Raw genomic sequence first — 25,520 nt, forward strand, 5'->3', positions numbered from 1 at the left:
CTGCGCAGCGCAACCTGACCACATCCCAGGGCTCGCTGTCGCAGGCCATTCAGCGCCTGTCTTCTGGCCTGCGCATCAACAGCGCCAAAGACGACGCCGCCGGCCTGGCCATCTCGGAACGTTTCACCAGCCAGATCCGCGGCCTGAACCAGGCAGCCCGCAACGCCAATGACGGCATTTCGCTGGCGCAGGTGGCTGAGGGTGCGATGAGCTCTGCCGGCAACATCTTGCAGCGCATCCGCGAACTGGCCGTGCAGTCGGCCAACGCCTCCAACAGCGCGGCAGACCGCCAAGCGTTGAACCAAGAGGTGGGCCAGTTGGTGGCCGAGTTGGATCGCATCTCGACATCCACCGAATTCAACGGCCAGAAACTGCTGGATGGAACCTTTGGCACCGCCCAGTTCCAGGTCGGCGCCAACGCCAACCAGGTGATCGTCGCGACCACGGCCAACCTGCGCACCAACGTCTATGGCAACAACCAGATTTCAGGCACTGGGGCAGGTGCGCAAGCTGCCACGACCAACACCAGCGCCTTTGGGACCAATGGCGTGGTTGCCGGCACACTGGCGGTGAACGGTGCGCAGGGCTCTGCAAACATCACGGTGGGTGTGAACGAGTCCACAAAGTTGACGGCCGACGCCATCAACGCCCAGGCTTCCAAAACGGGCGTGACAGCCACCGCACGGACCACCGCGTTGTTGACCATGCCCGCCACAGGTGCGTACTCGTTGGTGCTGCGTTCCGACAACGCCGCCGACGAGGTGGTTTCTTTCAGCGTGACGGCCACCAATGGGGCCGATGGTTTGAGCGCGGCCGTGGCCGCCATCAATGAAAAATCGGCCAAAACAGGCATCACCGCCCAGTTGAACGAGGCCCAAACCGGCATTGTGCTGACCAACAACACGGGCAACAACATTCTGGTGGGCGACACCGCTGGCAGCAACGCCGGGGCTGCCACCATACAGAAAATGACGGTGGACACGGCGGGTGTCAGCAGCACGGTTGGCGCGGTGGGCACGCTCACCGTGGACGGTACCGCCGATTTTGTGGTCACCAGCGGCTACCTGACGCTGGACTCCGACAAGTCTTACGCCGTGAACGCCACCACCACCAACGCACTGGGTGCCACGGGCAGCACCGGCTCGACCTTGAAGAAAGTGTCTGATCTGGATGTGACCACGTTCGGTAAGGCCACCGATGCGCTCAAGACGGTGGACTCGGCCTTGGCCTTCATCAGCGGTGAGCGCGCCAAGCTGGGCGCCTTGCAATCGCGGTTTGAAACCGCGATATCCAGCCTGAACATCACCTCCGAGAACCTGTCGGCCTCACGCAGCCGGATTCAGGACGCCGACTTTGCCGCAGAAACCGCCGCGCTGTCACGTGCGCAGATTCTGCAGCAGGCTGGCACGGCCATGGTGGCGCAGGCCAACCAGATTCCCCAGGGCGTTTTGCAGTTGCTCCAGGGTTAAACTGGTGTTTATTTTGGCTCGGGCTCGGTTTTGAACACTTCAAATTCAGCGCCGGATGACCGGCTCAAGGCGGCCCAGCAAGCCAACGACTGGCCTTTGCTGCTCAGACTGAGTCGGCAGGCTTTGCGAAAAAACGCGCGGCACCACCAAGCCAACCGGTATTTGGGTGTTGCATTGCACAAAATGCAGAAGTCTGAGGAGGCCTTGAAGGCCTTCAGTCAGGCCGAGGTCTGGTGGCCCAACGACGCCGAGCTGCTGCTCAATCACAGTCAGACCCTGATGGAGTTGGCGCGTGACCACCAAGCCCTGCCGTTGATGGAACGTGTCTGCGCCTTGCGGCCGGGACATTTTTTGGTATGGCTCAAGTACGCGCAGTGTTGCTACCGCATTCAAAGGCATGAAGAGGGTTACGCCGCCGCTTTGAAGGCAGAGGAGCTGGCCGAAACCAATGAGCAAAAGAGCCAGGCGCTGATGCAGAAAGCCATTCACCGGCGTGAACTTGGGCAGGTGAAGGAGGCCGTAAAGGACTGTGAAGCTGCGATTGCGCTGGATCCCAGGGAAATCACAGTACAGACCAATCGACTCCTCTTCATGTTGGCAGACCCCGACGTGCAGGCGGCTGATATCCGTCGGGCTGCCGACGAGTACGCTTCGGTGGTTGAGAATGGGATCAAGCAGCACTGGCCCATCCATTCTTTTGCTGACAGGTCACCTTGGCAGCTGCTCAAAGTGGGGTTTGTCTCACCGGATTTCCGTAACCACTCCGTGATGTACTTCATGGAAGGGTTGCTGGCGCAACTGGACCGCCGGCAGTTCAATGTGGTGGCATTGCATCTGCATCCCGGTTCTGACGTGGTGACTGAGCGGGCGAAGTGCCATGTGGACCAGTTTTTAGAACTGAAGGGTCTCACTCATCGGGAGCAAGTCGATCTGGTGGCTGCCCAACGGTTTGATGTCCTGGTGGACCTGGCTGGCCACACCGGCAACAACGGCTTGTTGCTAATGGCTCGTAAGCTGGCACCGGTGCAGGTCTCGTGGCTGGGTTATCCAGCCACCACTGGTCTGACTGCAATGGACTACAAGTTCACCGATGAAGTGACTGACCCGCCGGGCGCGGATGACCAATACAGCGAACGCCTCTACCGACTCCCGACCCTGTTTTGCTGTTACCGCCCCTTGATTCGTTACCCGCTTTGGCGGTACCAGCCGCTGTACCAGGTGCGGGCCGCGCCCGCTTTGCAAAACGGGTTCGTGACCTTCGGTTCGTGCAATAACCTGGGCAAGTTGACCGACCCGGTGCTTGCCTTGTGGGGGCGCATTCTGGCGGCCGTGCCCGGCGCCAAATTGTTGATTGAGGGGAAGAACCTGGAAAAGCCGGCGTTTGCCGAAGCCTACAGGCAGCGTTGCGCACGACTGGGCATTGAGAGCAGCCGCCTGGAACTGGTGCCGCTGGATGCCGCCAACCAATACCTCACCTACCACCGGATCGACATTGCGCTGGACCCATTCCCTTTGACCGGCGGTACAACCACCTTCGACGTTCTGTGGATGGGTGTCCCATTGGTTTCGATGGAAGGTGACTCGTTCAAAAGCCGACTGGGCACCGGTATCTTGAGCTACCTTGGGCGCACCGAATGGCTGGCTCACACCGCCGACGAATATGTGCAAATTGCCACCCAGCTGGCCGCTGACCCGCAGCGTTTAAGCGCAGATCGACTGGCACAAAGGCGTGCGGTCGAACAATCTGTGTTGATGGACGAGTTGCGGTTTGCCCATCACTTCGGCGAGGGCTTGCGCCTGATGTGGCTGCAGTGGCTGGCGCAAGCGCAGTGTCCAGCTGACACCGAAGCGCAGAGTCGTCTGATTGAAAGCTGGCTGCCCTCACTCCCCTCGGAATGGTCAGAGCCCGTGGTCCCTGGCATTGGCTTGGCGCCAGGCAAGCGCGTCACACTTCCTGAAGCACATCAACAGCTTGAAAAGTTGCTCAATACCGCCAAAGCCAGCGAGTCCGCGAGGAATGCTGGAGCCATGGCCAACAAGATTGAGAATCCGCGATGGCAGGAGGTGACAGAGTTTGCTGAGAAGATACTCGATGCCGTGCCCAACGACCCAGTGGCGCTGACTTGCTTGGCAGAAGTCGAGCATGCCCATGGGCACACTGACTTTGCTGTCTCCTACCTGCGTTATGCGCACAACGCTATGTGCGATTCTGCAATGTAGATTGCACTTAAATTCACGCGTCCCGGAAAAAGTCAGCCAATATGTTGTGCTTGGGCTCTTTAAATACCAAGCCGCCATTCACGCCTTGATAAACCACACAGCCCGCGCGTGTGTTTTGGTTGATCACACTGACCCCTTGTGAAATGATGCTGCGGCTGTGTACGAAGGAGTTGCCTAACACGGCTGTGTTTGGATAGAGGATGACGCCATCACCCAGAGTTGGCGATTCGCCATGGTTTTTTCCTACGGTTGAGTTCTGATACAGCACCAAATGATTGCCGTAGGTGGCTTTTGCGAGCACTATTCCAACGGAGTGACCAATAAAGAATACGTTGGGCAACTCGATCTCGTAGAAGCAGTCAATGGCGTTGAGGGCCTTGTTTAATAGAAAGAGTTTGACGCAAACGGTGCGTGCCTGTTCTCTCTTCCAGATGGTGTTTGCCAGATAGTAAAGAAAAATGCAGTATTGAGAAGAGTGCAGAACGTCGAATTGGCCGGGGGTCCACAACCGAACCTGTGCAATGCAGTGCTCCAGGCGCGAAAGCGCCTCCTCGAGATGTGTGTCAATAACGCGTAGATCTTGTTCGCTACCGACAGGGAAAAAGTGGGTGATCTGGGTGCGAACATAGGCGCCCAGGCGGGAACGCTCGAGGTTGAGTATTTTCATTGTGTGTGTGCCATGTCCGTCAGCCAAGGTGCGATGACGGATGTCACGCGCGCTGGCCGCCAACTGAAGTCCCGTTCCAGTCGGTCGATGTCGATCACTGCCGGCGCAGCAACCGGTTGCTGCGAGCGGAAGACCAGTTCCCTGCCTGCAAGCCGGCGAACCAGTTGCCCGAGTTCATCGTTTCGCAGATTTTCACCCGTTGCCACGTTGTAAACCGTATGGGTACCGCGCACGGCGATATCGACCAACGCCCTCAGAACATCCGGCAGGTGAATGTAGTCGCGTGATGCATGCGGCGACGAATCCGTCACCACGCTGGCACCGACGGGTGCCTGGGCCACTTGATGCAGTACGGATGGCAGAAAGCCATTGGCGTCGTCTGGGCTGTTGTATACGCTGGCCAACCGCGCCACGCGCGCCCGGCCTTTCCCCAACACATGGCAGAGCGATTCGCCGGTCAGTTTGGTGAGGTCAAAGAGGTGTCGGGGCACCTGTGGCGATACCGGCAGCAGCGTGTTTTCCTGCGCGATCAGTTCTGCACCCAGACCATCGTAAAGTCTGGTTGAGGACAGGTAAACGAGCGATTCCCAAGTGGTCGACTCGAGTACACGCACGAGCAAGCTGACATGCGCTTCCACGGTGTCTGCCGCACGCTGCAGGTAGTCGCCGGTGAGGCCAGCACAATAGAACACATGGCCCAGCTCTTGTTCTCGCACGGGCCATCTCATGTCGCGCGAGGGTGCCCTGCAGTCCCATCCTGCCGCCGTCAGATTCCGCAGCAGGGCGGCGCCGATGAAGCCTTGGCTTCCCACAATGGTTGCGATGGGTCTGCTCATGAGCATCAGATGGTTCGGGCGGGTCGCGGGTTACTCTGGCATGCCCTCGATTGGGTGGTGCAGGGCCGGGGACTTGTGGCGCAGCAGTTTCGGGCTCACATTTTTGACTTGGCGAAACAAGTTGCCCGTGATGAGTGTCGCGTCGGCTATGGCCAGCATGTTGAAGCCATGGGGTGGTCCTTCCAGGTAAACGCTGTCGACGGGTATCAGCTCAATGCAACGCGTGCCCATTTCCTGGTGTGTGTTGAAGTCACGCACGGCGTAGAGCTGGTAGCCAGCGTTGCTCAGCAGGCTGCAGATGGGCGTTGTCGCCAAGCCGGCGCTCCAGTCAACGTAATCCCGGTGAGTCTCGAATACAACCGCAGGCTTATCGCGGGCCAACACGCCTGCCGCACCCTGTAGGGCATTCAGTTCCGCCCCCTCGATGTCGAGCATCACCACGCCGATAGGCCGTCCCTGAGCCTCTGCGTAGGCGTCGATGGTGATCGTCGCGAAGCCCTCGTCTCCGGCGGCAGGCACCGCATTGGCGAAGGAGTCGAACCCATCCAGGCGCAGCCGCTGGCTGCTTGCATGCCAGAGCCCCAACTCATTGATACGCAGGTTGTCCAGCGCGTTGAGTTGTGCGTTGGTGGTCAACATGGCCGCTTGGTCTGAGTTTGGCTCGAAGCAATGCACCAGGCGGCCGCTGCCTTTGAGCTGCACCCCTAGAACTGCAGCATGGTCGCCGAAATAGGCACCTCCGATCAGGACGTCCCCGGGACAATGCGCTGCCAGATGTTGCAAGAGGCGCGTGGTCTGGGGCTCCCAGACGTGGCTTGGCCGTTCTTGGTCGGCAAGGATGAAGTCTCGCGCGATCTTGGTGCGGTATAAAAAGCGAAAGCGCGTGCCGTCGGCCAACTGTTTCTCGTACACGTCCTGCTCGCTGTGCAGAGCATCAATGATCGGACCGGTGATGTCATCCCGCACGGAGCCACTGTGATGGAGGTGGGGTTCCGCTCTTTTGAGCCACTGCATCAGTTCGGCACGCAGGGCTGGATCGCGGCCCAGGGTCAGCAGGGCCTGCTTGAGCCGGGAGCCATCTAGATCACGAGGATCGTTTGCCATTTTGGTTTCCTTCTTCGCTTGTTGCCGATTTTGCCGCCATCACGCCGAACGGATTTGGGGTATAGCCACGACCAATTGCCCACCCCAGTTCTGCACATAGGCAAGCTGATCGACGACTTCCGCGCGCAGGTTCCAGGGCAGGATCAGCACACGGTCTGGTCGGTCTGCGCGCAGACGTGCCTCGGTGACGATGGGAATGTGGCTGCCGGGCAGGTATTTGCCTTGTTTGGCCGGGTTCAAGTCCACCACATAGGGCAGGAGGTCCGGTCGCACACCGGCAAAATTCAGCACGGTGTTGCCTTTGGCTGCCGCACCATAGGCCGCCACCTTCAAACCGTCGCGCCGTGCTTGCAGCAGAAAACCCAGCAGATCGTTCTTGATGCGCACCGCAACTTCCTGGAAACCAGCGTAAAAGTCTGGCGTGGTCATCCCCGCGTTCTGTTCCCGCGCCAGCAGCGCGGGCACGGCGTCCGACACCGGTCTGTTGCCCGTGTCGCTGCGCTGGGCATGCACCCGCAGGCTGCCGCCGTGGGTGGGCAGTTCTGCCACGTCGAAGACCCGCAGGCCGTTGGCAGCGAAGATGCGTTCAACGGCAGTCAGCGACAGGTAGGAATAATGTTCGTGATAAGCCGTGTCGAACTGGCATTCCTGCACCATCCGAAGCAGGTGGGGAAATTCGAAGGTGGCCACGCCATGGTTTTTGAGTAGAACCGCAAAACCTGCCACAAAGTCATTGATATCGGGCACGTGCGCGAGCACGTTGTTGGCCACCATCAAGTCAGCCTGCCGGCCAGCTGCGGCCAGTTCGCGGGCCAGTGCCACGCCGAAAAACCGTTCCACGATCTCGATGCCTTTGGCGCGGGCTGCACGGGCGGTGCTGGCTGTGGGTTCTATGCCATAGCAGGGGACCTGCGCCTCGCGCACGTATTGCAGCAGGTAACCGTCGTTGGCGGCCACCTCGACCACGCAGCTGTGTGGCCCCAGACCGTAGCGCGCTTGGGCGCCTCGCACATAGTCGCGCGCATGGGCCAGCCAGGAACTGGAATACGAGCTGAAGTAGGCGTAGTTTTCATCGAACAGTTGCTCTCGCCCTGCGTGGTCTTGCGTTTGCACCAACCAACAGTGGGCGCACACCAGCAGCCGCAGTGGGTACCAGGTTTCCGGGGCATTCAGATCCTCGGGTGTCAGGTAGGCGTTGGAGGGGGGGGCAGCGCCCAGATCCAGAAAGGGCAGCGTCAATTCTTGCCCGCAGTGGCGGCATTTCATGCAGAGACTCCCTCAAACTCAGGTGTCAGCAGTGGCAAGGCCATGTCCCGTGGTGAGCGTGTGTGGATGGGCAGTGGCCAAGTGATGGACAACGTCGGGTCGGTGGCATTCAGTCCGGCCTCCGCCTCTGGCGCATAGGCTGCGGAATGGGCATAGACAAGCTCTGCGTCGTCGCTCAACACCTGAAAACCATGGGCAAAGCCGGCGGGTATCAACAAGGCTGTGCCGTCGTGCGCGTTGAGCCGTTCGGCATGCCAGCGCAAAAAAGTGGGGGAGTCGGGTCGAAGATCAACCGCCACGTCCCAAATCTCGCCGCGGATGCAACTGACCAGTTTGACCTCGGAGTGGGGCGGCCGCTGGTAGTGCAGGCCACGCACCGTGCCACTGTGGTGGGTGACGCTGTGGTTGATTTGTGCGACCGACCCCGACCAGCCGGAGGTCGCCAATGCCTCTGCGCAGAAAAGCCGCGCGAACACCCCCCGGTCATCACGGTGTTGCCGGCGTTGAACCCGCTTGAGCCCTGGCAGGGGCAGGGGCGTGATGGTCAGGTTTGGGCTCATTCAGCGGCTTCCCAGTCTGCCAAATCTTGCAGGCAGAGCTGCCTGGCATCGCCGTCTTCGTGCTGGGCTTGGTACCAACGCACCGTGCGCCGCACGGCTTGCTCCAGGCCCCAGCGTGGTTGGAGCTTGAGCAGCGTCTGTGCTTTGGCGGTGTCCAGCGCCAAGCGGCCAGCCTCGTGGGGGCCTTGTTCGCTGTCATCAAAATGGACGCCGCATCCTCCGCCTTGCCAGGCCGCGCTGGCCCATTGCACCACCTGCCGCACGGTTGCCCGTTCATGGGGGTGCGGGCCGAAGTTCCAAGGTCCTGTCGGGGCGGCGTCATCCCACAGGGCCTGCGCCAGGCAGAGATAACCGGCCAGCGGTTCCAGCACATGTTGCCATGGGCGGATGGCGTCTGGTCGCCGTATGTTCAGCACATGGCCTTGCTGCCACGCAGCCACAGCATCGGGCAGCAACCTGTCCATGGCCCAATCGCCGCCGCCCATGACGTTTCCGGCGCGTGCGCTTGCGACCCGCAAGCCACTGGAGCCCAAAAAAGCGTCGCGGTAGCTGGCAATCGCCAGCTCGCATGCGGCTTTGCTGGCGCTGTAGGGGTCATGTCCACCCAGTTCGTCGCATTCGCGGTAGGGGTGGTGCCACTCCAGGTTGCGGTACACCTTGTCGGTGGTGACCAAGACGGCCACCCGGGCGCCTGGGTGCTGGCGCAGGGCGTCGAGCAGGTGCACGGTGCCCATGACATTGGCCGACCATGTGCCAACAGGGTCGGTGTAGCTGGAGCGCACCAAGGCTTGCGCGGCCAGGTGAAACACCACGTCGGGCTGGGCGTTGCGTACCAGATCTGCGACCGCTGTCGGCTCGCGGATATCGAGCACATGGTGGTCCAAACTGCTGGCCAGACCTGCCAGCTGAAACAAGCTGGGCTGGGTGCTTGGCGCCAATGCCATGCCTGTGACATGGGCGCCCAGGCGGTGAAGCCACAACGCTAGCCAAGTCCCCTTGAAGCCGGTGTGGCCCGTCAGCAAAACGCGCTTGCCACGCCAGAAGCCCGCGTCAGGTTTGGCCATCTCAGCGTCGGTCGACATCACCAGACTTTCCATGGCGCTTGTCCATTGGCCCACAACTCTTCAAGTTGATTTTTGTCCCTGAGGGTGTCCATGGGTTGCCAAAAACCGTGGTGTTCAAACGCCATGAGTTCGCCTTCGTTGGCCAGCCCATTGAGCGGTTCGATTTCCCAACTGGTGGGATCGCCCGCAATGCGGTCCAGGCAAAGGGGTGACAAAACAAAAAAGCCGCCGTTGATGAGACCACCATCGCCACGCGGCTTTTCCGTGAAGCCATTGACCCGGGCCCCGCTCAATTGCAATGCGCCATACCGGCCGGGGGGCTGAACCGCGGTGACGGTGGCGAGCTTGCCATGCGCCTTGTGGAACCTGATCGATTCCGAAATATTGACGTCAGAGACACCGTCGCCGTAGGTGAAGCAAAACGCGTCGCAATTCTTCACATAGTCGGCCACCCGCTTGAGGCGACCGCCGGTCATGGTGTCTTCGCCGGTATCCACGACGGTGACGCGCCAGGGGTCGGCGTGTTTGCGGTGCACTTCCATCTTGTTTTCTGCCATGTCAAACGTCACGTCTGACATATGCAAAAAATAGTTTGCAAAGTACTCTTTGATGACGTAGCCGCGGTAGCCGCAACAGATCACAAAATCATTGACACCGTGTGCGCTGTACATCTTCATGATGTGCCATAGGATGGGTTTGCCCCCTATGTCAATCATGGGTTTCGGTTTCAGGTGGGTCTCTTCTGAGATGCGGGTACCGAGACCACCCGCCAAGATGACTGCTTTCATGGCGTCACAGGTTAGCATCTTCGAGTGGGACGCTGGGGTGGAATAGACCCGTTTTTGCCTGGGAATTGTGGGCGTCAGCCCTCAAAACCGAGTGGCGCGCTCTCGTGATCAGATATGCGCAGATCCCAGGTCGCACTACCGGAGCGTGCCTGCACCTGGCCCGGGACTTGAGGCCCGCTTGTAAGAATTTGCCCTACAAACCTGTCGGTTTGCCCTGACCCCACAAACAGCCTTCTTCCGATTCAAGTTTGATTGACCGTTTTTCACAATCCATTTCAACGCTTAACACTTCTTCGCAATGTGCTGAAGGGCTGAAAACGGCGGTGAAACAGGAGTGAAACATGGAACACGATCAACTGCTCAACGACATCCGCGAGGCCAACCTGACCTACCTCATGCTGGCTCAGACGCTGATTCGCAAAGACAAGGCTGAGGCACTGTTCCGTTTGGGCATGACGGAGGAGTCGGCGGATTTGCTGGCGGCATTGTCGCCTGCACAACTGCTGAAAATCGCCTCCACCAACATGCTGCTGTGCCGCTTCCGTGCCGATGATGACATGGTCTGGAGTCTGCTGACCAGCAAACATTCACCCAACAAGGTGGACAACGACACCACCCAGCGCCTGCACGCCAGCATCTTGATGTCGGGCCGCTATGCAGAGGCGAATTGAGAATTGACCCGCTCAAATTAAAACAACTGCAAACTTTTTCTGAGGACAAGCACCATGGCAACCAAAAGTGTGATGACCGAGAGCCGCGACATCGAGCGCGCCGTGGCGCTGATTCAACTCGGTGCGCGCCTGCAGGTGCTGGAGTCTGAGACCAGCCTGTCCTACGAGCGCTTGCTGCGCCTGTACAAGGAAGTGGCTAGCAAGTCGCCGTCCAAGGGCCAGCTGCCGTTCTCCACCGACTGGTTTCTGACCTGGCAGCCCAACATCCACGCCTCGCTGTATGTGAACATCCATCGCTACATCTCCAAGGCCAGCGAGCTGGACGACATCGATGCGGTGATGAAGGCCTACCGCATGTACGCCGAACAGATGGTGGCCAGCGACGTGGAGCCCTTGCTGAGTTTTACCCGCGCCTGGCGCCTGACACGTTTCATGGACGCGGGCATGTTGGTGCAAACCAAGTGCAGTTGCTGCGGCGGCTTGTTTGTCAGCGAGCCCTACGAAAACGCCCGGCACTTTCAGTGTGGGCTGTGCAACCCGCCGGCACGTGCCGGCAAGGGCCGGGCGGGGCTGAAATTGCACTGAACGCGCTCGGATTTGTCAATTTTGCTTACATACGGCCGATAGAATGGTTTGAAATAACGTTCAGGGCCGCGCCGTATGTTTGTCATCATTGGTTATGTTGTTGCGATCGGGTGCATCTTCGGGGTTTACATCCTGCACGGCGGCAACATCGGGGTGATCCTCAAGGCGCTGCCTTTTGAGACGGTCACGATTCTGGGCGGGGCCCTGGGCGCCTTTGTGGTGAACAACCCGCCCAAGGTGCTCAAGGCCACCTTGAAAATGATGCCCACCGCCTTCAAGGGCTCCAAGTACACCAAGGAGCGCTACCTGGAACTGCTGGCGATGATGTACGACATCCTGCAGAAGGCGCGCAAAGAAGGCCTGATGGCGATCGAGAAGGATGTGGAAGAGCCGCACAACTCGCCGCTGTTCCAGAAGTACCCCAACGTCGGGCACGACCACCATGTGGTGGAGTTCATCACCGACTACCTGCGCATGATGGTCTCGGGCAACCTGAACGCGCACGAGATCGAGGCCCTGATGGACAACGAGATCGAAACCCACCACCAGGAACACCACGCGCCCATTGCGGCGCTCAACCGGCTGGCCGGCGCCTTGCCGGCCTTCGGCATTGTGGCTGCAGTGCTGGGCGTGATCAACACCATGGGTTCCGTGGGGCAACCGCCTGCAGTGCTGGGGGGCATGATCGGTTCGGCACTGGTGGGCACCTTTCTGGGCATTTTTCTGGCTTATGCGGTGGCCGAGCCTTTTGCCGGTTTGCTGGAGGCCAAAGGGGAGGAGAATGCCAAGGAGTTGCAGTGCATAAAAACAACGCTGTTGGCCAGCATGCAAGGATATGCGCCCATGACAGCCATCGAGTTTGGGCGTAAAGTTTTGTTCAGCACCGAGCGGCCCACCTTCAACGAGTTGGAATCGCACGTCAAGAAGAAGTAAGCATGGCGCGTGTCGGCTGGCGGAGGGTGAGCCGGCGCATCGCCCATTAGCAGGAAACCAAGCACATGGCCGGGCAGGGCAAACAGCTTCAACCCATCATCGTCAAGCGCGTCAAGAAGGCGGGCCATTCGGCCCACGGCGGCGCGTGGAAGATCGCTTATGCCGACTTTGTGACGGCCATGATGGCCTTCTTCCTGCTGATGTGGCTGCTGGGCTCCACCGCCAAGGGCGATCTCAATGGCATTGCCGAGTACTTCCAATCGCCCCTCAAAGTCACGCTCATGGGCGGCGACGGCACCGGCAACAGCGACAGCATTTTGCCCGGCGGCGGCCGTGACCTGAGCAAAAACTCGGGCCAGGTGGATGGTGGTGATGCCGAACGGGCCAAAACCACCATGGGGGCACAGCTGGCCCGCATGGACGAGATTCGCAAAGACAACGTCCGCATCGAAGCGCTGAAGCAGAAAATGACGACGCTGATCACGCAAAACCCCAAGCTGGCTGAGTTCCAGAGTCAGATCCGCATCGACAAGGTTACCGACGGCTTGCAGATCCAGATCGTGGACGAACAGAACCGGCCGATGTTTGATGTGGGCAGCGCCCTGGTCAAACCCTACATGCGCGACATCCTGCGCGAGATCGGGGCCGCTTTGGGTGACATCGAGAACGTGGTCACCCTGTCTGGCCACACCGACGCCACGCCCTATGGCAGCGGCGACCGGGGCTACAGCAACTGGGAGCTGTCGGCCGACCGCGCCAACGCCTCGCGCCGTGAACTGGTGGCCGGCGGCATGCCAGACAACAAGCTGTTGCGCCTGCAAGGCATGGCCGCCAGCGACCCGCTGGACTTGGACAACCCCACCGGCCCGATCAACCGCCGCATCAGCATCACCGTCATGACGCGTGAGGCCGAGGAGCGCATCCGCCAGAGTTTCAACAACCCCGCCGCTGGACCAGGTGCCTTGCCCGTGGTGCCAACGCCCGCCCCAGGCGCGGCCGCCAACCGCCCCGCATTTGTGCCTGACCTGGCGTCGCGGGTGTCTCAACCGGCGCCCGTGCCCGCCCCACCTGCAACCGCGCCTGCTCGCTGAAAGGTAAACAACTTTGCAAGCCTTACACTTGGCACCCTGTTCCTTCGGAGCACTTTATGCCTGAACTGAAATTTTTGATCGTGGACGATTTTTCAACCATGCGCCGCATCGTGCGCAACCTGTTGAAGGAAATCGGCCACGCGGACGCCGACGAGGCGGAGGACGGGGTTGCCGCGCTGCAAAAGCTGCGCAATGGCAAGTTCGATTTTGTCGTCAGCGACATCAACATGCCCAACATGAACGGCTTCCAGCTGCTCAACGAGATCAAGGGCGACGAAAAGCTCAAACACCTGCCGGTGCTGATGGTGACCGCAGAGGCCCGCAAGGAAGACATCGTGATGGCCGCTCAGGGGGGCGCCGCAGGGTACATCGTCAAGCCTTTCACCAAGGCGACGCTCGAAGACAAGCTGGCCAACATTTTCAAGAAAATGGGCTGGTCCTAACAGTCGGTTTCAACAGGACGCTGCGCATGGACAACCCTCAAACAGGCGAGGAAGGCAAAGTCTCCGAGGTCTACCATCGGCTCGGTGCGATCACGCGCCAGTTGCACGATGCGTTGAACGAGCTCGGATACGCCGACAAGCTCAAGGGCACGGCCGAGGAGCTGCCCGATGCCCAGAGCCGGCTGCAGTACATCGCCCGCCTCACGGGCGAGGCGGCCGAAAAGGTGCTCAACCATGTGGACGAAGCCAAGGCCGAGCAGGGCAAAGTCAGTGACATGAGCCGCGAACTGGCCACCGCCATCCGGCGTGTGCCTGGGTTGAACGCGGCCATGCCGGAGTTGGCGCAGATGGCCGACAGCATCCAGGCCAGCAGCGAGAAGTCCGATCACCATCTGACCGAAATCATGATGGCGCAGGATTTCCACGACCTCACCGGGCAGGTCATCAAGAAAGTGGTGTCCCTGGCGGCCACCATCGAGGACCAGCTCCTGCAGATGTTGCTGGCCACCGCGCCACCGGAGGTGGCCGAGCAGGCCCAGGCCCACCACAACCAAACCGCCACCAAGACCTTGCCCGCCTTGTCGGGTCCGGTGGTCGATGCCGATGGCCGCACCGACGTTGTGACGGACCAGTCGCAGGTGGACGACCTGCTGGCCAGCCTGGGGTTCTGAGCGGTCACGCTCACCCGCTGGTTGTGGCCAGCGGGGCGAATGGAATAAGGCCCATTTCCTCGCCCCTTTTCGCCCTTTAGAAACTGACGCTGCGCCAGACAATGCGATCCAGGCCCCCGCTGGATCGCACATGGACTCGTCAACACAGGACCGCAACTTACCCGCCTCCGAGCAACGCCTCAGAAAGGCGCGCGAGGACGGTCAGGTCCCACGTTCTCGCGATCTCATTCACCTGGTGGTGTTGGGCGGCGGCATGTTGCTGCTGTCTCTGCTGGCGCCTTGGGGTTATGACCGGCTGCGCTTGGCCATGCAGTCGCAGTTCCGTTTCACGCGTGCCACCCTGGACCACCCCCAGCACCTGCAGCGCGTGTTGAGCGACACCACCGTCGAGGGCTTGCTGTTTTTCCTGCCTCTGGGCGGCGTGTTGCTGGTGGCCGTGGTGCTGGCTGCGGTGGCCACTGGCTCGTTTGCCTACAGCACCAAGTCGCTGATGCCAGAGCTGTCCAAGATCGGATTGATCAGTGGTTTTGGCCGCCTGTTCTCGCGCCAGCAGTTTTTCGAAGTGCTCAAGCTGGTGGCTTACACCGCGGTGCTGCTCACCCTGGGTGGTTTGTTCATCCAGTCGCACGTGTTCGAGTTCGGCACCCTGTTGCTGCGCCCCCTGGAGTCGTCGATGGCGCAGCTTGGCCAGTGGATGACCATGGGCATCGCCACCCTGCTGGCGGTGGTGGCGCTGGTGGCCCTCATCGACGTGCCCTTGCAGCAGCACCTGCACAAACACCGTCTGCGCATGTCCATGCAGGAAGTCAAACAAGAGCACAAAGAGAATGACGGCGATCCACATGTCAAAGGCAAGCGCCGCCAGATTCAGCGCGAAATGGCTCAGCGCAACAGCATCGGTCGCGTGCCCGCCGCCGATCTGGTGGTGATGAACCCCACCCACTACGCTGTCGCGCTCAAGTACGACGACGCCACCATGACCGCGCCGCGCGTGATCGCCAAGGGTGCCGACCTGATCGCGCTGCGCATTCGCGACGTGGCGCGCGAGTCCCAGGTGCCGGTGCTGGAGTCGCCCATGCTGGCGCGTGCCTTGTACGCCCACACCGAGATCGATCAGGAAATCCCCTCGGCCCTGTTCACCGCCGTGGCGCAGGTGCTGGCCTATGTGTACCAGCTGCGCGCTGCCCTGCGCGGCCAAGGCCCCATGCCCGCCGTGCCCACGCCCAGCGTGCCGCCCGAGCTTGATCCCCACCACGTACGCCACCTTGAGGAGACAGCGGCATGAACGCCCTGACGCAACGCTTGAACACCTGGCTCGGTCCCGATCACGGGCTGCGTGGCGCCATGGGTGCGCCTGTGCTGGTGATGGTGGTGCTGTCCATGATGGTGCTGCCGTTGCCGGCATGGATGCTGGACGCGTTCTTCACCCTCAACATCGCGTTGGCGTTGTCGGTGATGATGGTGGCGGCCTACATGAAGCGGGCACTGGACTTTGCGGTGTTCCCCACCGTGCTGCTGCTCACCACCTTGCTGCGCCTGTCGCTCAACGTGGCCTCTACGCGCGTGGTGCTGATGGAGGGCCACACCGGCACCGACGCGGCCGGCCACGTGATCGAAGCTTTTGGCAACGTGTTGATCGGTGGCAACTTTGCGGTCGGTCTGATCGTGTTCAGCATCCTGGTGGTCATCAACTTTGTGGTGATCACCAAAGGTTCCGAGCGCATTGCCGAGGTGGGCGCGCGTTTCACCCTGGACGCCATGCCCGGCAAACAGATGGCCATCGATGCCGACCTCAACGCCGGCCTCATTGACGAAAAAGAAGCCAAGAAGCGCCGCGCCGAAGTGGGCGAAGAGGCCGACTTCTTCGGCTCCATGGACGGCGCCAGCAAGTTTGTGCGTGGCGATGCCGTGGCCGGCATCCTCATTCTGTTCATCAACATCATTGGTGGCTTTGCCATCGGCATGTTGCAGCACGGCCTGAGCGCTGGCGAGGCCGCCAACTCCTACATCACGCTGGCGGTGGGCGACGCGCTGGTGGCCCAGGTGCCCGGGTTGCTGATCTCGGTGGCCGCGGCCATGGTGGTGTCGCGGGTGGGCAAGGACGAAGACCTGGGTGTGCAGATCGCGAGCCAGATGTTCGCCTCGCCACGCATTCTGGGTGTGACCGCTGCCGTCATCGCGCTGCTTGGCGTGGTGCCGGGCATGCCACATGTGGTGTTCCTGGGTTTTGCCTTGCTCATCGGTGGCATCGCCGCCTGGCTCACCTACGAGGCCCGCAAGCCCAAGCCTGAACCCGCGCCGGCCACTGACGCCGCTGCCGCCCCGGCCGATACCGAAGCCAGCTGGAACGACCTGATGCCCGTGGACCTGTTGGGCCTGGAGTTGGGCTACCGCCTGATCCCCATGGTGGACAAGAACCGCTCGGGCGACTTGCTGGCGCGTATCAAAGGTGTGCGCAAAAAGTTTGCGCAAGACGTGGGCTTTCTGCCGCCGCCGGTGCACGTGCGCGACAACCTGGAGCTGCGCCCCAGCGCCTACCGCATCACGCTGCGCGGCGTGGTGGTGGGCGAGGGCGAAATCATGCCCGGCCAGTTCCTGGCCATCAACCCGGGCGGCACCAAAACGCCGTTGATCGGCACCCCCACCACCGACCCCGCCTTCGGCCTGCCCGCGCACTGGATCGACGACCGCCAGCGTGAAAACGCCCAAATGGCCGGCTATACCGTGGTTGATTCTGAGACCGTGCTGGCCACCCATTTGTCACACTTGATGCAAGTGCAGGCCGCGAAGTTGCTGAGCCGCACAGAGACCCAGGAACTGGTGGAACACGTGGCCAAGCTTGCCCCCAAACTGATCGACGAAGTGGTGCCCAAACTGGTGCCCATCGGCGTGTTCCAGAAGGTGCTGCAACTGCTGCTGGAAGAGGGTGTGCACATCCGGGACATCCGCACCATCATCGAATCGCTGGCCGAACACGCGCCGCTGACCACCGACCCGGCCGAGCTGGCCCGCCGTGTGCGCACCGCGCTGTCGCCTGCCATCGTGCAGCAGATCTACGGCCCCACCAAAGAGCTCGAAGTGATTGCCATCGAACCCGGCCTGGAGCGTCTGCTGACCCAGGCCCTGGGCGGCGGCGCACAGTCCGCACTCGACCCGGGTGTGGCTGACATGCTCACCCGCTCGGCCGCACAGGTGGCCAACCAGCAGGAAGAGCAGGGCGTGCCCGCCTGCCTGCTGGTGCCCGACGCCATCCGCTCCGCCATGGCCCGCCTGCTGCGCCGCGCCGCACCCCGGCTGCAGGTGCTGGCACACAGCGAGATCCCTGACACCCACCTGATCCGCATCGGCCCAATCCTGGGCGAGGTGGCATCTTGATGAACCGATTTGTTTTTTTCCCCGCAGTGCCCAGCACGGAGGTCACCCCATGAACGTCCAACGATTCCTCGCCCCCACGTCCCGTGAGGCCATGGCCAAAGCGCGCAGCGTGTTTGGTGACTCGGCGGTCATCCTGTCCAGCCGCTCCACCGGCGGCGGTTTTGAGGTGGTGGCCACGGCCGAGGAAAACCTCGACCAGATCGCCGCCCAGCGCCTGACGCCCCGCCCGCAAGCGGTGAGCGAGGCACCGGCGGTGGGCGGGCGTCGCAGCCTACAAGAACGTGCCGAGCTGCAACGCCCCGTGCTGGGCAACAGCCAAAGCAGTGTTGAGCAGGACACCGAAACCCTGGCCATGAGCACGCTGTCCTTCCAGGACTATGTGCGTGAACGCATGCTGCGCAAACGCCGCGAGGCCCTGGGCCAGAGCGCACAAGCGCCGGTTGCGGCGCAGCCCCGCCAGCGCGAGGCGGTGGTTCAGCCGCGCAGCGTGCTGCCCACCCCCGACCACAACCGCCCGCAGCAAGCGGCAAGCCGCAGCCCACAGGCGGGCTCGGGTGCCCCCAGCGCGGTGGAAGCACGCCTGACCGGCGAGCTCAACGCCCTCAAAGACATGATCGAGGAGCGCTTCAACACCTTGTCGTGGCTGGGCAACTCGCGCCAGAACCCCATCCAGTCCAACCTCATGCTCAAGCTGATCCGCTCTGGCTACTCGCCTGCGGTGGCGCGTGCGGTGTTGGAGCGCATGCCGCCCGAGCTGAGCGCAGCCGATGCCTTCAAGTGGACGCAGGAGGTTTTGACCCGCAACCTCAAGACGGCCGACGCCAGCTCCAGCCTGTGCGACGAAGGTGGCGTGTACGCCTTGATGGGCGCCACCGGCGTGGGCAAAACCACCACCGCCGCCAAGCTGGCCGCGCAGTGCGTCAAGGCGTATGGCGCCAACAGCGTGGGCCTGATCACCCTGGACACCTACCGCGTGGCCGGCTACGAACAGCTGCGCAGCTACGGCCGCATGTTGGGTGTGGTGGCCCACCTGGCGCACGACGCCGCTGCGCTGCAGGACCTGCTCAATCTGCTGTCCAACAAGCGCATGGTCATCATCGACACCGCTGGCCTGAGCCAGAACGATCCGCGCATCGCCGACATGCTGGAGCTGCTGGCCAGCCCCAAGGTCAAGAAGTTGCTGGTGCTCAATGCCGGTAGCCATGGCGACACGCTGGACGACGTGTTCAACGCCTACAAGAACGCCGATCTGTACGGTGTGATCCTGTCCAAACTGGACGAAGCACCCAAGCTGGGTCCGGCCCTGGACACCCTGATCCGCCACCAGGCCATGTTGCGTGGTGTTTGCACCGGCCAGCGTGTGCCCGAAGACTGGCAGCGCCCCGATGCAGCATCACTGGTGCGGCTGTCCATGGGCACCACGGCCAAGTCGGCCTACGACCCCCAGTCCAGCGAGTTGGGCCTGTTTTTCTCGCAACCCGTGACCAACCCCGTGACGCTGGATGCCTGGCATGTTTGACGCATTCGATCAGGCGCACGGGCTGCACGCCTTCGCGCCTGCTCCGCCCACCCGCTTGCTGGTGGTGCCCGCCACGGCCCATGGCGGTGTGGCGCACCAGTTGCTGTGGTTGCTGGCGCGCCGGCTCGCCCGCCAGGGCGAGCAGGTGTTAGTGCTGGACGGCATGGCCACCGAATCCGCCGGTTCGGGCCTGCGTGCCCTGCTGGAGGCCACGCCCGGCGCACCAGTGCCCTGGCCGGGTGACTGGACCGAAGACGCGGTTTCTGGCGTGCACATCATGCCGGGTCGGCTGGGCCTGCTGCAGCTGGGCAACCAGGCCCACGGCCGGCCTGGCAGCGCCACCCTGGCGCGCCTGGTTCAGGCCTTGCCCCAGGGCGTGTTTGTGCTCTTGACTGCGCCGGTGGAGGTGCTGGCCGTGTTGCTTCAAGCCACCGGGGCGCGGCCCCTGGTGCCGCTGGATGCCCAGCCGCGCACCTTGGTGGAGGCCTACAACGCGGCCAAGGTCTTGTTGCAGGCCGGGGAACTGTCGCCCGTGCTGGTGCCCATGGCACCCCGGGGCCACACGGCCGGCGGCCGAGGTCTGGCCGCGTTGGAAGCGCCTGTGGCGGCGCTGGCGCAGTGTGCCCGCACCCACCTCGGGGCAGATTTGCAAATCTGGCCAGTGGCGTATGATGAAAGCCGCGACACACCGGCTGCCCGGGTGCCCGAACCGTGGTGGTTCAAGGTGCTGGACAGCGCGCTGACGGTGACCTCGGATGTGGTGGCGAGCGACCTGCGCCAACCGGCCGAGGTGGCCGCCGAACCGGATTCTCGGAGATGTTGATGTACACCGCCAAAGGCACGCTTGAGCGCGATGACCAGCTGCGAAAGTACAGCCCGCTGGTGCACCGGCTCGCCCACCACATGATCGCCAAGCTGCCGGCCAGTGTGGAGGTGGACGACCTCATCCAGGTCGGCATGATCGGGCTGACCGAGGCCTTGTCCCGGTTCGAACCGTCGCAGGGCGTTCAGTTCGAGACCTTTGCCAGCCAGCGCATACGTGGCGCCATGCTCGACGAACTGCGCGAGGGCGATTGGATGTCGCGTGGCTCGCGCAAGCTGCAAAAAGACATCGAGCTGGCGGTGCACCGGCTGGAACAACGCCTGGGTCGCCCACCCAAAGAAACCGAAATTGCCCAGGAAATGGACATGAGCCTGGCCGACTACCAGCAAACCCTGGCCCGTGTGCGTGGCACACAACTGGTCTACCTGGAGGACATGGGGGGACGGGGCGAGGACGAGGACCATTTTCTCGACCGTTTCCTGCCCGCCGACGCGGAAGACGATCCGTCTGCCGTGCTGGGCGACCAGCGCATGCGCCGCTCGCTCGTGGAGGCCATCAACAAGTTGCCCGAGCGTGAGCAGCATGTGATGAGCATGTACTACGAGCACGACATGAACCTGAAGGAAATTGCCGCTGTGCTGGGCGTGACCGAGTCACGCGTGTGCCAGCTGCACAGCCAGTCGATCGCCCGGTTGCGCGCCAAGCTGCGCGAACACTGAACCCGCTGCGGCGGCTACGCCTTGAAAGAGGTGTGGTTGCTGACGCGGGGCAAGCCCCCCATGCCACTTTTCCCGCCCAGGCGGGCGTAGGCGTTGCCTTGTTCGGCCGGAAACAGTGTCCCCAGTGCCCGGTTGACGGCGGCACTGCGCGCCATCAGCTGCTGTTGCAGCGCCTGCAGCCGGCCGTTGGCGGCACTCAGCTTGGGCTGCCATTCCGACGCCGCGCCGTCTTTCATTTGATGAAAAACCTGCTGGAACAAGGCGATGCCACGGCCCAGCGCTTCAACTTCCGTCGTCAGTTGGTCGGGCTGGTCGTTGCGCAGGGCGGCGTCCACGCGGTCGAGCTGTTGCTCAACGTAGCGCAGCACCTCGTCGGGACCAGGGAGAGAGGAGGGGGATGACATGGTGGGCGGTTCAGCTGTGTCAGCTCATCCGCCCACAGGGTGGGCCCAGCGTGGGCCCTCAGGCGATGAGGGCCTTATTTTGCCGCCACACCCAGCATGTCGCGGGCGTTGGACAACAATTTGTCGGCAATGGCTTCGGAGTTGATGGTGAAGGTGCCGTTTTCGATGGCCGACTTGATGGCTTGCACTTTCTGAGCATTGAACACATCGCCACCGGCACGCGCCACACTGGCGGAAATCGTTTGGCTGGTGGCCGACAGCGACACGGTCACACCGGCCTCGCCGGCTGCTTCGTTGCGCTGGGTGTTGGCTGCGGGCAACCTGTCCGCAGGCTTACCTGCCCCTGTGGCGGCACCGGCTGGCTTGTCTGGCAGGTTGTTGATTTTCATGGCGCTCTCCAGGCCCAAAGTGGGCGTCTTGGGAGATGTATCGACCGAGTTGAAGGGAACTTTACCCCTATTTTTGAAAAAAAGTGGCGGTTCACATGTCCACGCTGACCACGTTGTCACGCCGAACCCGGCCCGACACCACCCGGCCGCCCGGCATTTTGACACGGACGGGCTGTCCCAGGAAACCGTGGCCCATGGCCCGGCCGGTGGCGCTGAGCTGAAAACCGGCCTGATGGACATGCACCTTGACCTCGGTGCCAGCGTTGAACACCTGCACTGGGCGCACCATGTTCTGGCGCATCACCTGGCCTGGCATGAGGCCACGCGCTGCCGTGACACCCAACCAGTCGGCCTGGCGAACCAGGACCGGCGCGGGGTGCTCGGCCCAGTCCACCTCGCCCGGTGCCACATCGCCTTCTTTCAACAGGGCGCCGGGCGCCACCGCGCGCTGCACCACCCAGGCGGGGCCCCACACCTTGACGGTGATGGGCAGAAACACGTTCCACAACCTGGGCCCCTCCAGGCAACGCAGGCCTATCCGGCTGCGGCCCCAGAGCCGGGCGCCCCGTGGGAGGTAGGGTTCCACACGGGCGCAGGGGGCGAGTTTGAGCCGGCTGTCGAGCTGGCCCAGCACAATTTCGGGCCGCAAGGGCAGGTCGCCCTCGGGCACGTCATCGGGACTGAGGTGCTTTTGCGCCCATTCGGTGGCCTGCTGAAGCAACTGGGGTGTCACGTCGGGCGCGGGTGAACTGGCGTGAGCCAGACCCGCTCCCAGGCCCAGCAAACCGACCCATCCGCTGACACACAACACACCCATGCGCAGCCAGCTCAGGCTGGGCGCAGCGTGTGATGGGGCGGGGCGGCAGGTCATGGCGGTGGAATCAGGTCGGTGGGCTCATGGCGGTACGCGGGGGCTTTCAATGTAGCGCTGCCCGGCGCGCTGCAAGGCGCTGAAATACGCCCCCCAAACCCGGCTTTTCCGCGCATGGGTCACCCTCAAGATTTTCATAATTCGTCCACGCCCCGGTTCGGCCTGGGCTCCTGTCACACCAACCTGCGAGGTCTGCATGTTCGAGCAATTCACCCAACGGCTGGACGGTTTGTCCAACGCCCTGGTGCTGCGTGCCCACCGCCAGCAGGTGATCGCCAGCAACATCGCCAACGCCGACACGCCGGGCTTTGTGGCGCGCGATTTCAATTTCGCCCAGGCGCTGCAGAACGCCAACGCCGGCATACGCCATGGCACCGACCCGGTCGCGACCGACGCACGCCACCTGCGCTTGACCACCAGCGAGACCGGCACCGACCAGCGCATGGCCTACACCGTGCAGACCCAGCCGTCGCTGGACAAGAACTCCGTGGACATGGACCGCGAGCGCGCCAACTTCACGGACAACGCGATCCGCTACGAGTCCACGCTGCGCTTCATCAACGGGCATGTGAAAACCATGCTCAGCGCCATCCAGGGCCAGTGATCGCGGGCCAGCCTGAAGGAGACACGCCATGTCCATGTTCAACATCTTCAACGTCACCGGCAGCGCCATCAGCTCGCAGGCGCAGCGGCTCAACGTGGTGGCCAGCAACCTGGCCAACGCCGACGCGGTGGCCGGCCCCGACGGCCAGGCCTACAAAGCGCGCCAGGTGGTGTTCGAGACCGTGCCCATGGGCTCGCAGGCGGCGCAAGGTGTGAAGGTGCAGAACGTGTACGAGAGCGATGTGCCCAACCGCAAGGTCTTTCAGCCGCAACACCCCAGCGCCGATGCCGAAGGCTACGTGACGCATTCCAACGTCAACCCGGTGGAGGAGATGGTCAACATGATCTCGGCCTCGCGTTCGTACCAGAACAACGTCGAGGTGATGAACACCGCCAAAAACCTGCTGCTCAAGACGCTGCAGATGGGTCAGTAACCAGGAGATTCCTCATGTTCATGGCACCCCTGAGCAACACACAGATTGAGAGCTTCAACGCGGCTGGTGGCACGCAAGCGTCCAACAGCGACCCACAGGCCGCGCAAGACCGCTTTCTCAAGCTGATGGTGGCGCAGCTGGCCAACCAGGACCCGCTCAACCCCATGGACAACGCCGAGCTGACCTCGCAGATGGCGCAGATCAACACCGTCAGCGGCATCCAGCAGCTCAACGCCACGCTCAGTGGCATGTCGACCCAGTTCAATGCCTTGCAGGCGCTGCAGAGCACCTCGTTGATAGGCAAGCTAGCGGTGGTCAATGGCAGCCAGCTGGGTTACACCGAAGAGGGTATGGCCCGAGGGGGTTTGTTGCTGTCCAAAGCGGCCGACAGCGTCAAGGTCGAAATCATGGGTACGGATGGCAAGGTCATGGCCACCGTGGACATGGGGGGGCTGGCTGCTGGTCAACACAACTTCGAATGGGATGCGTCCAAAGCCGACCGCAGCAAGATCGCCAGCTTCCGTGTGACCGCCACCCAAGGCGGTGAGGCCGTCACTGCCAGTCCGCTGTCCATGCTGCGCGTGGCCTCGGTGGGCATGGTCGACGGCGCCATTCGCCTTCGTACCGACAACGGCACCGCCTTTGCCTACAGCGATGTGCTCGCCTTCCAATAATTTTTCCCGGAGAACACCATGAGCTTCAACACCGGACTCTCGGGCCTGAACGCCGCCAGCCGCAACCTGGACGTCATCGGCCACAACATCGCCAACGCCAACACCACCGGCATGAAGGCCGGCCGCGCCGAATTTGCCGAGCTGTATGCGGCGTCCATCGGTGCCAGCGGCGGCACGGCCGGCGGCATCGGGGTGGAGGTGGCGGCGGTCTCGCAGCTGTTCACGCAAGGCAACATTTCCATCACCGGCAATGACCTGGACCTGGCCATCAACGGCAACGGTTTCTTCAACGTGACCCAGACCAACGGCGACGTGGCCTACACGCGTTCGGGCGCCTTCAAGCTGGACAAAGAAGGGTTTCTGGTGACCAATTCGGGCGCCCAGCTCAATGGCTTCCAGGTGGACCCCGCCACCGGCACCGTGTTGCGCGGCGCCTTGCCCACGCCATTGCAGTTGCCCACCGCCAAGGGCCTGCCCGCGCAGCTGACGACCAACATCGTCGCGGGTCTGAACCTGGATGCCCGCGCGGAGGTTGCTATCGAGACGCCGCCGGTGGCTCCCGCCACCATGCCCACGTTTGAGCCGCCACTCGAAACCTACGGCACCTCGGTGGTGGTGTACGACACACAAGGCATCGCTGTGCCGGTGAACCTGTACTTCGTCAAAAGCAACCTCAACGAGTGGGACGTGTACGCAAAGGCGGGCGGCAACGACCCGGTCGAGCTGGGCACCATCCAGTTTGACTCCCAAGGCAACATCGATCCGGCGTCGCTCGCCTCGCTGGCAGTCATCGACGTGCCCACCACGTCGCTGCCTCCGACCACGCCGGCCACCCCGGGGCCACCGCCCACACCGGCGGTGCTGGACACCTTTGAAGTGACGCTGAACCTGGAGGAGCTGACGCAGTTCGGCACCCGGTTCTCGGTCTACCAACTGGAGCAGGACGGCTATGCGCCGGGTGAGCTGACCGGCCTGACCATCGAAGAAAACGGCGAGTTGCTGGCGCGCTACTCCAACGGCGAATCGGTGTTGAGTGGCCAGGTCGCGTTGAGCACCTTCCGCAACCTGCAGGGCCTGCAGCCCCAAAGCGGTGGCTACTGGCTGCGCACGCTGGAGTCGGGCGACCCGGTGACCAGCGCCCCGCGTGACCCGGGTTTTGGCACCGTGCGCCAAGGTGCGCTGGAGGAGTCCAACGTGGACATCACCGCCGAGCTGGTCAACATGATCACCGCCCAGCGCAGCTACCAGGCCAATGCCCAGACCATCAAGACGCAGGACCAGGTGTTGTCCACCCTGGTCAACCTGCGCTGATCGCCGAGCAAAGCACCGACGCCACAGGAG

27 protein-coding genes are annotated in these 25,520 nt (G+C 62.4%); 17 read left to right on the plus strand and 10 right to left on the minus strand.

All coding sequences use genetic code 11. The features are described from left to right. Together ACFQU0_RS11740 and ACFQU0_RS11745 are read left to right on the plus strand one after the other, a co-directional pair. A partial coding sequence (locus ACFQU0_RS11740) for a flagellin N-terminal helical domain-containing protein (RefSeq protein ID WP_382200944.1) occupies window positions 1-1,469 on the plus strand: 1,469 nt, incomplete at its 5' end. Between the two features lie 30 nt (window positions 1,470-1,499). Then, on the plus strand, window positions 1,500-3,689 hold the full coding sequence (locus ACFQU0_RS11745) for an O-linked N-acetylglucosamine transferase, SPINDLY family protein (protein WP_382200945.1): 2,190 nt from the start codon (window positions 1,500-1,502) through the stop codon (window positions 3,687-3,689). A 13-nt stretch (window positions 3,690-3,702) separates the two neighbouring features. Here ACFQU0_RS11745 and ACFQU0_RS11750 read toward each other — a convergent pair whose 3' ends face one another. From ACFQU0_RS11750 to rfbF, 7 genes are read right to left on the minus strand one after another with little or no spacing between them, the layout of a single operon-like run. After that, window positions 3,703-4,356 carry a hypothetical protein gene (locus ACFQU0_RS11750; RefSeq protein ID WP_382200947.1) on the minus strand — a complete coding sequence of 218 codons (654 nt, stop codon included), beginning with the start codon at window positions 4,354-4,356 and terminating at the stop codon, window positions 3,703-3,705. Next, complete coding sequence (locus ACFQU0_RS11755; protein ID WP_382200948.1) at window positions 4,353-5,192, minus strand: NAD-dependent epimerase/dehydratase family protein; 840 nt, start codon at window positions 5,190-5,192, stop codon at window positions 4,353-4,355. Before ACFQU0_RS11755 ends, ACFQU0_RS11750 begins: the two co-directional genes overlap by 4 nt. Window positions 5,193-5,222: 30 nt before the next feature. Beyond that, window positions 5,223-6,296, minus strand: coding sequence for an FkbM family methyltransferase (locus ACFQU0_RS11760; protein ID WP_382200950.1), 1,074 nt, complete (start codon window positions 6,294-6,296; stop codon window positions 5,223-5,225). 39 nt (window positions 6,297-6,335) lie between these two features. Next, window positions 6,336-7,562, minus strand: coding sequence for a class I SAM-dependent methyltransferase (locus ACFQU0_RS11765; RefSeq protein ID WP_382200952.1), 1,227 nt, complete (start codon window positions 7,560-7,562; stop codon window positions 6,336-6,338). Continuing rightward, window positions 7,559-8,122, minus strand: a complete 564-nt coding sequence (gene rfbC / locus ACFQU0_RS11770; protein WP_382200954.1) for a dTDP-4-dehydrorhamnose 3,5-epimerase — start codon at window positions 8,120-8,122, stop codon at window positions 7,559-7,561. The genes ACFQU0_RS11765 and rfbC overlap by 4 nt, the downstream gene beginning before the upstream one ends. After that, the gene (gene rfbG / locus ACFQU0_RS11775) at window positions 8,119-9,204 is read right to left on the minus strand and encodes a CDP-glucose 4,6-dehydratase (RefSeq protein ID WP_382200956.1); all 1,086 of its coding nucleotides are present in this window, start codon (window positions 9,202-9,204) and stop codon (window positions 8,119-8,121) included. Before rfbG ends, rfbC begins: the two co-directional genes overlap by 4 nt. Beyond that, complete coding sequence (gene rfbF, locus ACFQU0_RS11780; protein ID WP_382200958.1) at window positions 9,204-9,974, minus strand: glucose-1-phosphate cytidylyltransferase; 771 nt, start codon at window positions 9,972-9,974, stop codon at window positions 9,204-9,206. Before rfbF ends, rfbG begins: the two co-directional genes overlap by 1 nt. 341 nt (window positions 9,975-10,315) lie before the next feature. Here rfbF and flhD point away from each other — a divergent pair, with 341 nt between their 5' ends. The 11 genes from flhD (at window position 10,316) to ACFQU0_RS11835 (ending at window position 20,804) form a co-directional block, all read left to right on the plus strand. After that, window positions 10,316-10,645: a flagellar transcriptional regulator FlhD gene (gene flhD / locus ACFQU0_RS11785; RefSeq protein ID WP_382200960.1), complete on the plus strand. Its 330-nt coding sequence runs from the start codon at window positions 10,316-10,318 to the stop codon at window positions 10,643-10,645. Window positions 10,646-10,699: 54 nt separating this feature from the next. Further along, window positions 10,700-11,230: a flagellar transcriptional regulator FlhC gene (flhC, locus tag ACFQU0_RS11790; protein ID WP_382200962.1), complete on the plus strand. Its 531-nt coding sequence runs from the start codon at window positions 10,700-10,702 to the stop codon at window positions 11,228-11,230. Window positions 11,231-11,305: 75 nt separating this feature from the next. Next, a complete protein-coding gene (motA, locus tag ACFQU0_RS11795) occupies window positions 11,306-12,163 on the plus strand; it encodes a flagellar motor stator protein MotA (RefSeq protein ID WP_382200964.1) in 858 nt (285 codons plus the stop codon). A 65-nt stretch (window positions 12,164-12,228) separates the two neighbouring features. Beyond that, a complete protein-coding gene (gene motB / locus ACFQU0_RS11800; RefSeq protein WP_382200965.1) occupies window positions 12,229-13,254 on the plus strand; it encodes a flagellar motor protein MotB in 1,026 nt (341 codons plus the stop codon). 56 nt (window positions 13,255-13,310) lie between these two features. Beyond that, on the plus strand, window positions 13,311-13,697 hold the full coding sequence (gene cheY, locus ACFQU0_RS11805; RefSeq protein ID WP_382200967.1) for a chemotaxis response regulator CheY: 387 nt from the start codon (window positions 13,311-13,313) through the stop codon (window positions 13,695-13,697). A 26-nt stretch (window positions 13,698-13,723) separates the two neighbouring features. Further along, a complete protein-coding gene (locus ACFQU0_RS11810) occupies window positions 13,724-14,368 on the plus strand; it encodes a protein phosphatase CheZ (RefSeq protein WP_382200969.1) in 645 nt (214 codons plus the stop codon). Between the two features lie 130 nt (window positions 14,369-14,498). Then, window positions 14,499-15,653: a flagellar biosynthesis protein FlhB gene (flhB, locus tag ACFQU0_RS11815; RefSeq protein WP_382200970.1), complete on the plus strand. Its 1,155-nt coding sequence runs from the start codon at window positions 14,499-14,501 to the stop codon at window positions 15,651-15,653. Window positions 15,654-15,712: 59 nt separating this feature from the next. Then, a complete protein-coding gene (flhA, locus tag ACFQU0_RS11820; protein ID WP_382201155.1) occupies window positions 15,713-17,743 on the plus strand; it encodes a flagellar biosynthesis protein FlhA in 2,031 nt (676 codons plus the stop codon). A gap of 49 nt (window positions 17,744-17,792) precedes the next feature. Next, window positions 17,793-19,262 carry a flagellar biosynthesis protein FlhF gene (gene flhF / locus ACFQU0_RS11825; protein ID WP_382200972.1) on the plus strand — a complete coding sequence of 490 codons (1,470 nt, stop codon included), beginning with the start codon at window positions 17,793-17,795 and terminating at the stop codon, window positions 19,260-19,262. After that, window positions 19,255-20,085, plus strand: a complete 831-nt coding sequence (locus tag ACFQU0_RS11830; protein ID WP_382200974.1) for a hypothetical protein — start codon at window positions 19,255-19,257, stop codon at window positions 20,083-20,085. The genes flhF and ACFQU0_RS11830 overlap by 8 nt, the downstream gene beginning before the upstream one ends. Then, the gene (locus tag ACFQU0_RS11835; protein ID WP_382200976.1) at window positions 20,085-20,804 is read left to right on the plus strand and encodes an RNA polymerase sigma factor FliA; all 720 of its coding nucleotides are present in this window, start codon (window positions 20,085-20,087) and stop codon (window positions 20,802-20,804) included. Before ACFQU0_RS11830 ends, ACFQU0_RS11835 begins: the two co-directional genes overlap by 1 nt. 14 nt (window positions 20,805-20,818) lie before the next feature. Here the strand turns inward: ACFQU0_RS11835 and ACFQU0_RS11840 are convergent, their stop codons facing one another. From ACFQU0_RS11840 to flgA, 3 genes are all read right to left on the minus strand, one after another. Next, window positions 20,819-21,208: a hypothetical protein gene (locus ACFQU0_RS11840; RefSeq protein WP_382200978.1), complete on the minus strand. Its 390-nt coding sequence runs from the start codon at window positions 21,206-21,208 to the stop codon at window positions 20,819-20,821. A gap of 74 nt (window positions 21,209-21,282) precedes the next feature. Further along, window positions 21,283-21,597 carry a flagellar biosynthesis anti-sigma factor FlgM gene (gene flgM / locus ACFQU0_RS11845; RefSeq protein WP_382200980.1) on the minus strand — a complete coding sequence of 105 codons (315 nt, stop codon included), beginning with the start codon at window positions 21,595-21,597 and terminating at the stop codon, window positions 21,283-21,285. 91 nt (window positions 21,598-21,688) lie between these two features. After that, window positions 21,689-22,468, minus strand: coding sequence for a flagellar basal body P-ring formation chaperone FlgA (flgA, locus tag ACFQU0_RS11850; RefSeq protein ID WP_382200982.1), 780 nt, complete (start codon window positions 22,466-22,468; stop codon window positions 21,689-21,691). 196 nt (window positions 22,469-22,664) lie between these two features. On the opposite strand from flgA, the gene flgB reads away from it, so the two are divergent. Genes flgB through flgE form a run of 4 tightly spaced genes read left to right on the plus strand, consistent with a single transcriptional unit; the run spans window position 22,665 to window position 25,490 of the window. Further along, window positions 22,665-23,072, plus strand: a complete 408-nt coding sequence (flgB, locus tag ACFQU0_RS11855) for a flagellar basal body rod protein FlgB (protein ID WP_382200984.1) — start codon at window positions 22,665-22,667, stop codon at window positions 23,070-23,072. Between the two features lie 28 nt (window positions 23,073-23,100). After that, window positions 23,101-23,505: a flagellar basal body rod protein FlgC gene (gene flgC, locus ACFQU0_RS11860; protein ID WP_382200986.1), complete on the plus strand. Its 405-nt coding sequence runs from the start codon at window positions 23,101-23,103 to the stop codon at window positions 23,503-23,505. Window positions 23,506-23,519: 14 nt separating this feature from the next. Continuing rightward, window positions 23,520-24,179: a flagellar hook assembly protein FlgD gene (locus ACFQU0_RS11865; protein ID WP_382200987.1), complete on the plus strand. Its 660-nt coding sequence runs from the start codon at window positions 23,520-23,522 to the stop codon at window positions 24,177-24,179. A gap of 18 nt (window positions 24,180-24,197) precedes the next feature. Then, window positions 24,198-25,490, plus strand: a complete 1,293-nt coding sequence (flgE, locus tag ACFQU0_RS11870; RefSeq protein ID WP_382200988.1) for a flagellar hook protein FlgE — start codon at window positions 24,198-24,200, stop codon at window positions 25,488-25,490. Window positions 25,491-25,520: the final 30 nt, after the last annotated feature.

The sequence above is a fragment of the Hydrogenophaga defluvii genome (assembly GCF_042665235.1).
GTDB classification, from domain to species: Bacteria; Pseudomonadota; Gammaproteobacteria; order Burkholderiales; family Burkholderiaceae_C; genus Hydrogenophaga; species Hydrogenophaga defluvii_A.

Excerpts from the sequence above, each read along its gene's own strand:
- ACFQU0_RS11750 (WP_382200947.1), bottom strand. The coding sequence starts at position 4,356 with ATGAAAATACTCAACCTCGAGCGTTCCCGCCTGGGCGCCTATGTTCGC.
- ACFQU0_RS11755 (WP_382200948.1), bottom strand. The coding sequence starts at position 5,192 with ATGAGCAGACCCATCGCAACCATTGTGGGAAGCCAAGGCTTCATCGGC.
- ACFQU0_RS11760 (WP_382200950.1), bottom strand. The coding sequence starts at position 6,296 with ATGGCAAACGATCCTCGTGATCTAGATGGCTCCCGGCTCAAGCAGGCC.
- ACFQU0_RS11765 (WP_382200952.1), bottom strand. The coding sequence starts at position 7,562 with ATGAAATGCCGCCACTGCGGGCAAGAATTGACGCTGCCCTTTCTGGAT.
- rfbC (WP_382200954.1), bottom strand. The coding sequence starts at position 8,122 with ATGAGCCCAAACCTGACCATCACGCCCCTGCCCCTGCCAGGGCTCAAG.
- rfbG (WP_382200956.1), bottom strand. The coding sequence starts at position 9,204 with ATGTCGACCGACGCTGAGATGGCCAAACCTGACGCGGGCTTCTGGCGT.
- rfbF (WP_382200958.1), bottom strand. The coding sequence starts at position 9,974 with ATGAAAGCAGTCATCTTGGCGGGTGGTCTCGGTACCCGCATCTCAGAA.
- flhD (WP_382200960.1), top strand. The coding sequence starts at position 10,316 with ATGGAACACGATCAACTGCTCAACGACATCCGCGAGGCCAACCTGACC.
- flhC (WP_382200962.1), top strand. The coding sequence starts at position 10,700 with ATGGCAACCAAAAGTGTGATGACCGAGAGCCGCGACATCGAGCGCGCC.
- motA (WP_382200964.1), top strand. The coding sequence starts at position 11,306 with ATGTTTGTCATCATTGGTTATGTTGTTGCGATCGGGTGCATCTTCGGG.
- motB (WP_382200965.1), top strand. The coding sequence starts at position 12,229 with ATGGCCGGGCAGGGCAAACAGCTTCAACCCATCATCGTCAAGCGCGTC.
- cheY (WP_382200967.1), top strand. The coding sequence starts at position 13,311 with ATGCCTGAACTGAAATTTTTGATCGTGGACGATTTTTCAACCATGCGC.
- ACFQU0_RS11810 (WP_382200969.1), top strand. The coding sequence starts at position 13,724 with ATGGACAACCCTCAAACAGGCGAGGAAGGCAAAGTCTCCGAGGTCTAC.
- flhB (WP_382200970.1), top strand. The coding sequence starts at position 14,499 with ATGGACTCGTCAACACAGGACCGCAACTTACCCGCCTCCGAGCAACGC.
- flhA (WP_382201155.1), top strand. The coding sequence starts at position 15,713 with ATGGGTGCGCCTGTGCTGGTGATGGTGGTGCTGTCCATGATGGTGCTG.
- flhF (WP_382200972.1), top strand. The coding sequence starts at position 17,793 with ATGAACGTCCAACGATTCCTCGCCCCCACGTCCCGTGAGGCCATGGCC.
- ACFQU0_RS11830 (WP_382200974.1), top strand. The coding sequence starts at position 19,255 with ATGTTTGACGCATTCGATCAGGCGCACGGGCTGCACGCCTTCGCGCCT.
- ACFQU0_RS11835 (WP_382200976.1), top strand. The coding sequence starts at position 20,085 with ATGTACACCGCCAAAGGCACGCTTGAGCGCGATGACCAGCTGCGAAAG.
- ACFQU0_RS11840 (WP_382200978.1), bottom strand. The coding sequence starts at position 21,208 with ATGTCATCCCCCTCCTCTCTCCCTGGTCCCGACGAGGTGCTGCGCTAC.
- flgM (WP_382200980.1), bottom strand. The coding sequence starts at position 21,597 with ATGAAAATCAACAACCTGCCAGACAAGCCAGCCGGTGCCGCCACAGGG.
- flgA (WP_382200982.1), bottom strand. The coding sequence starts at position 22,468 with ATGACCTGCCGCCCCGCCCCATCACACGCTGCGCCCAGCCTGAGCTGG.
- flgB (WP_382200984.1), top strand. The coding sequence starts at position 22,665 with ATGTTCGAGCAATTCACCCAACGGCTGGACGGTTTGTCCAACGCCCTG.
- flgC (WP_382200986.1), top strand. The coding sequence starts at position 23,101 with ATGTCCATGTTCAACATCTTCAACGTCACCGGCAGCGCCATCAGCTCG.
- ACFQU0_RS11865 (WP_382200987.1), top strand. The coding sequence starts at position 23,520 with ATGTTCATGGCACCCCTGAGCAACACACAGATTGAGAGCTTCAACGCG.
- flgE (WP_382200988.1), top strand. The coding sequence starts at position 24,198 with ATGAGCTTCAACACCGGACTCTCGGGCCTGAACGCCGCCAGCCGCAAC.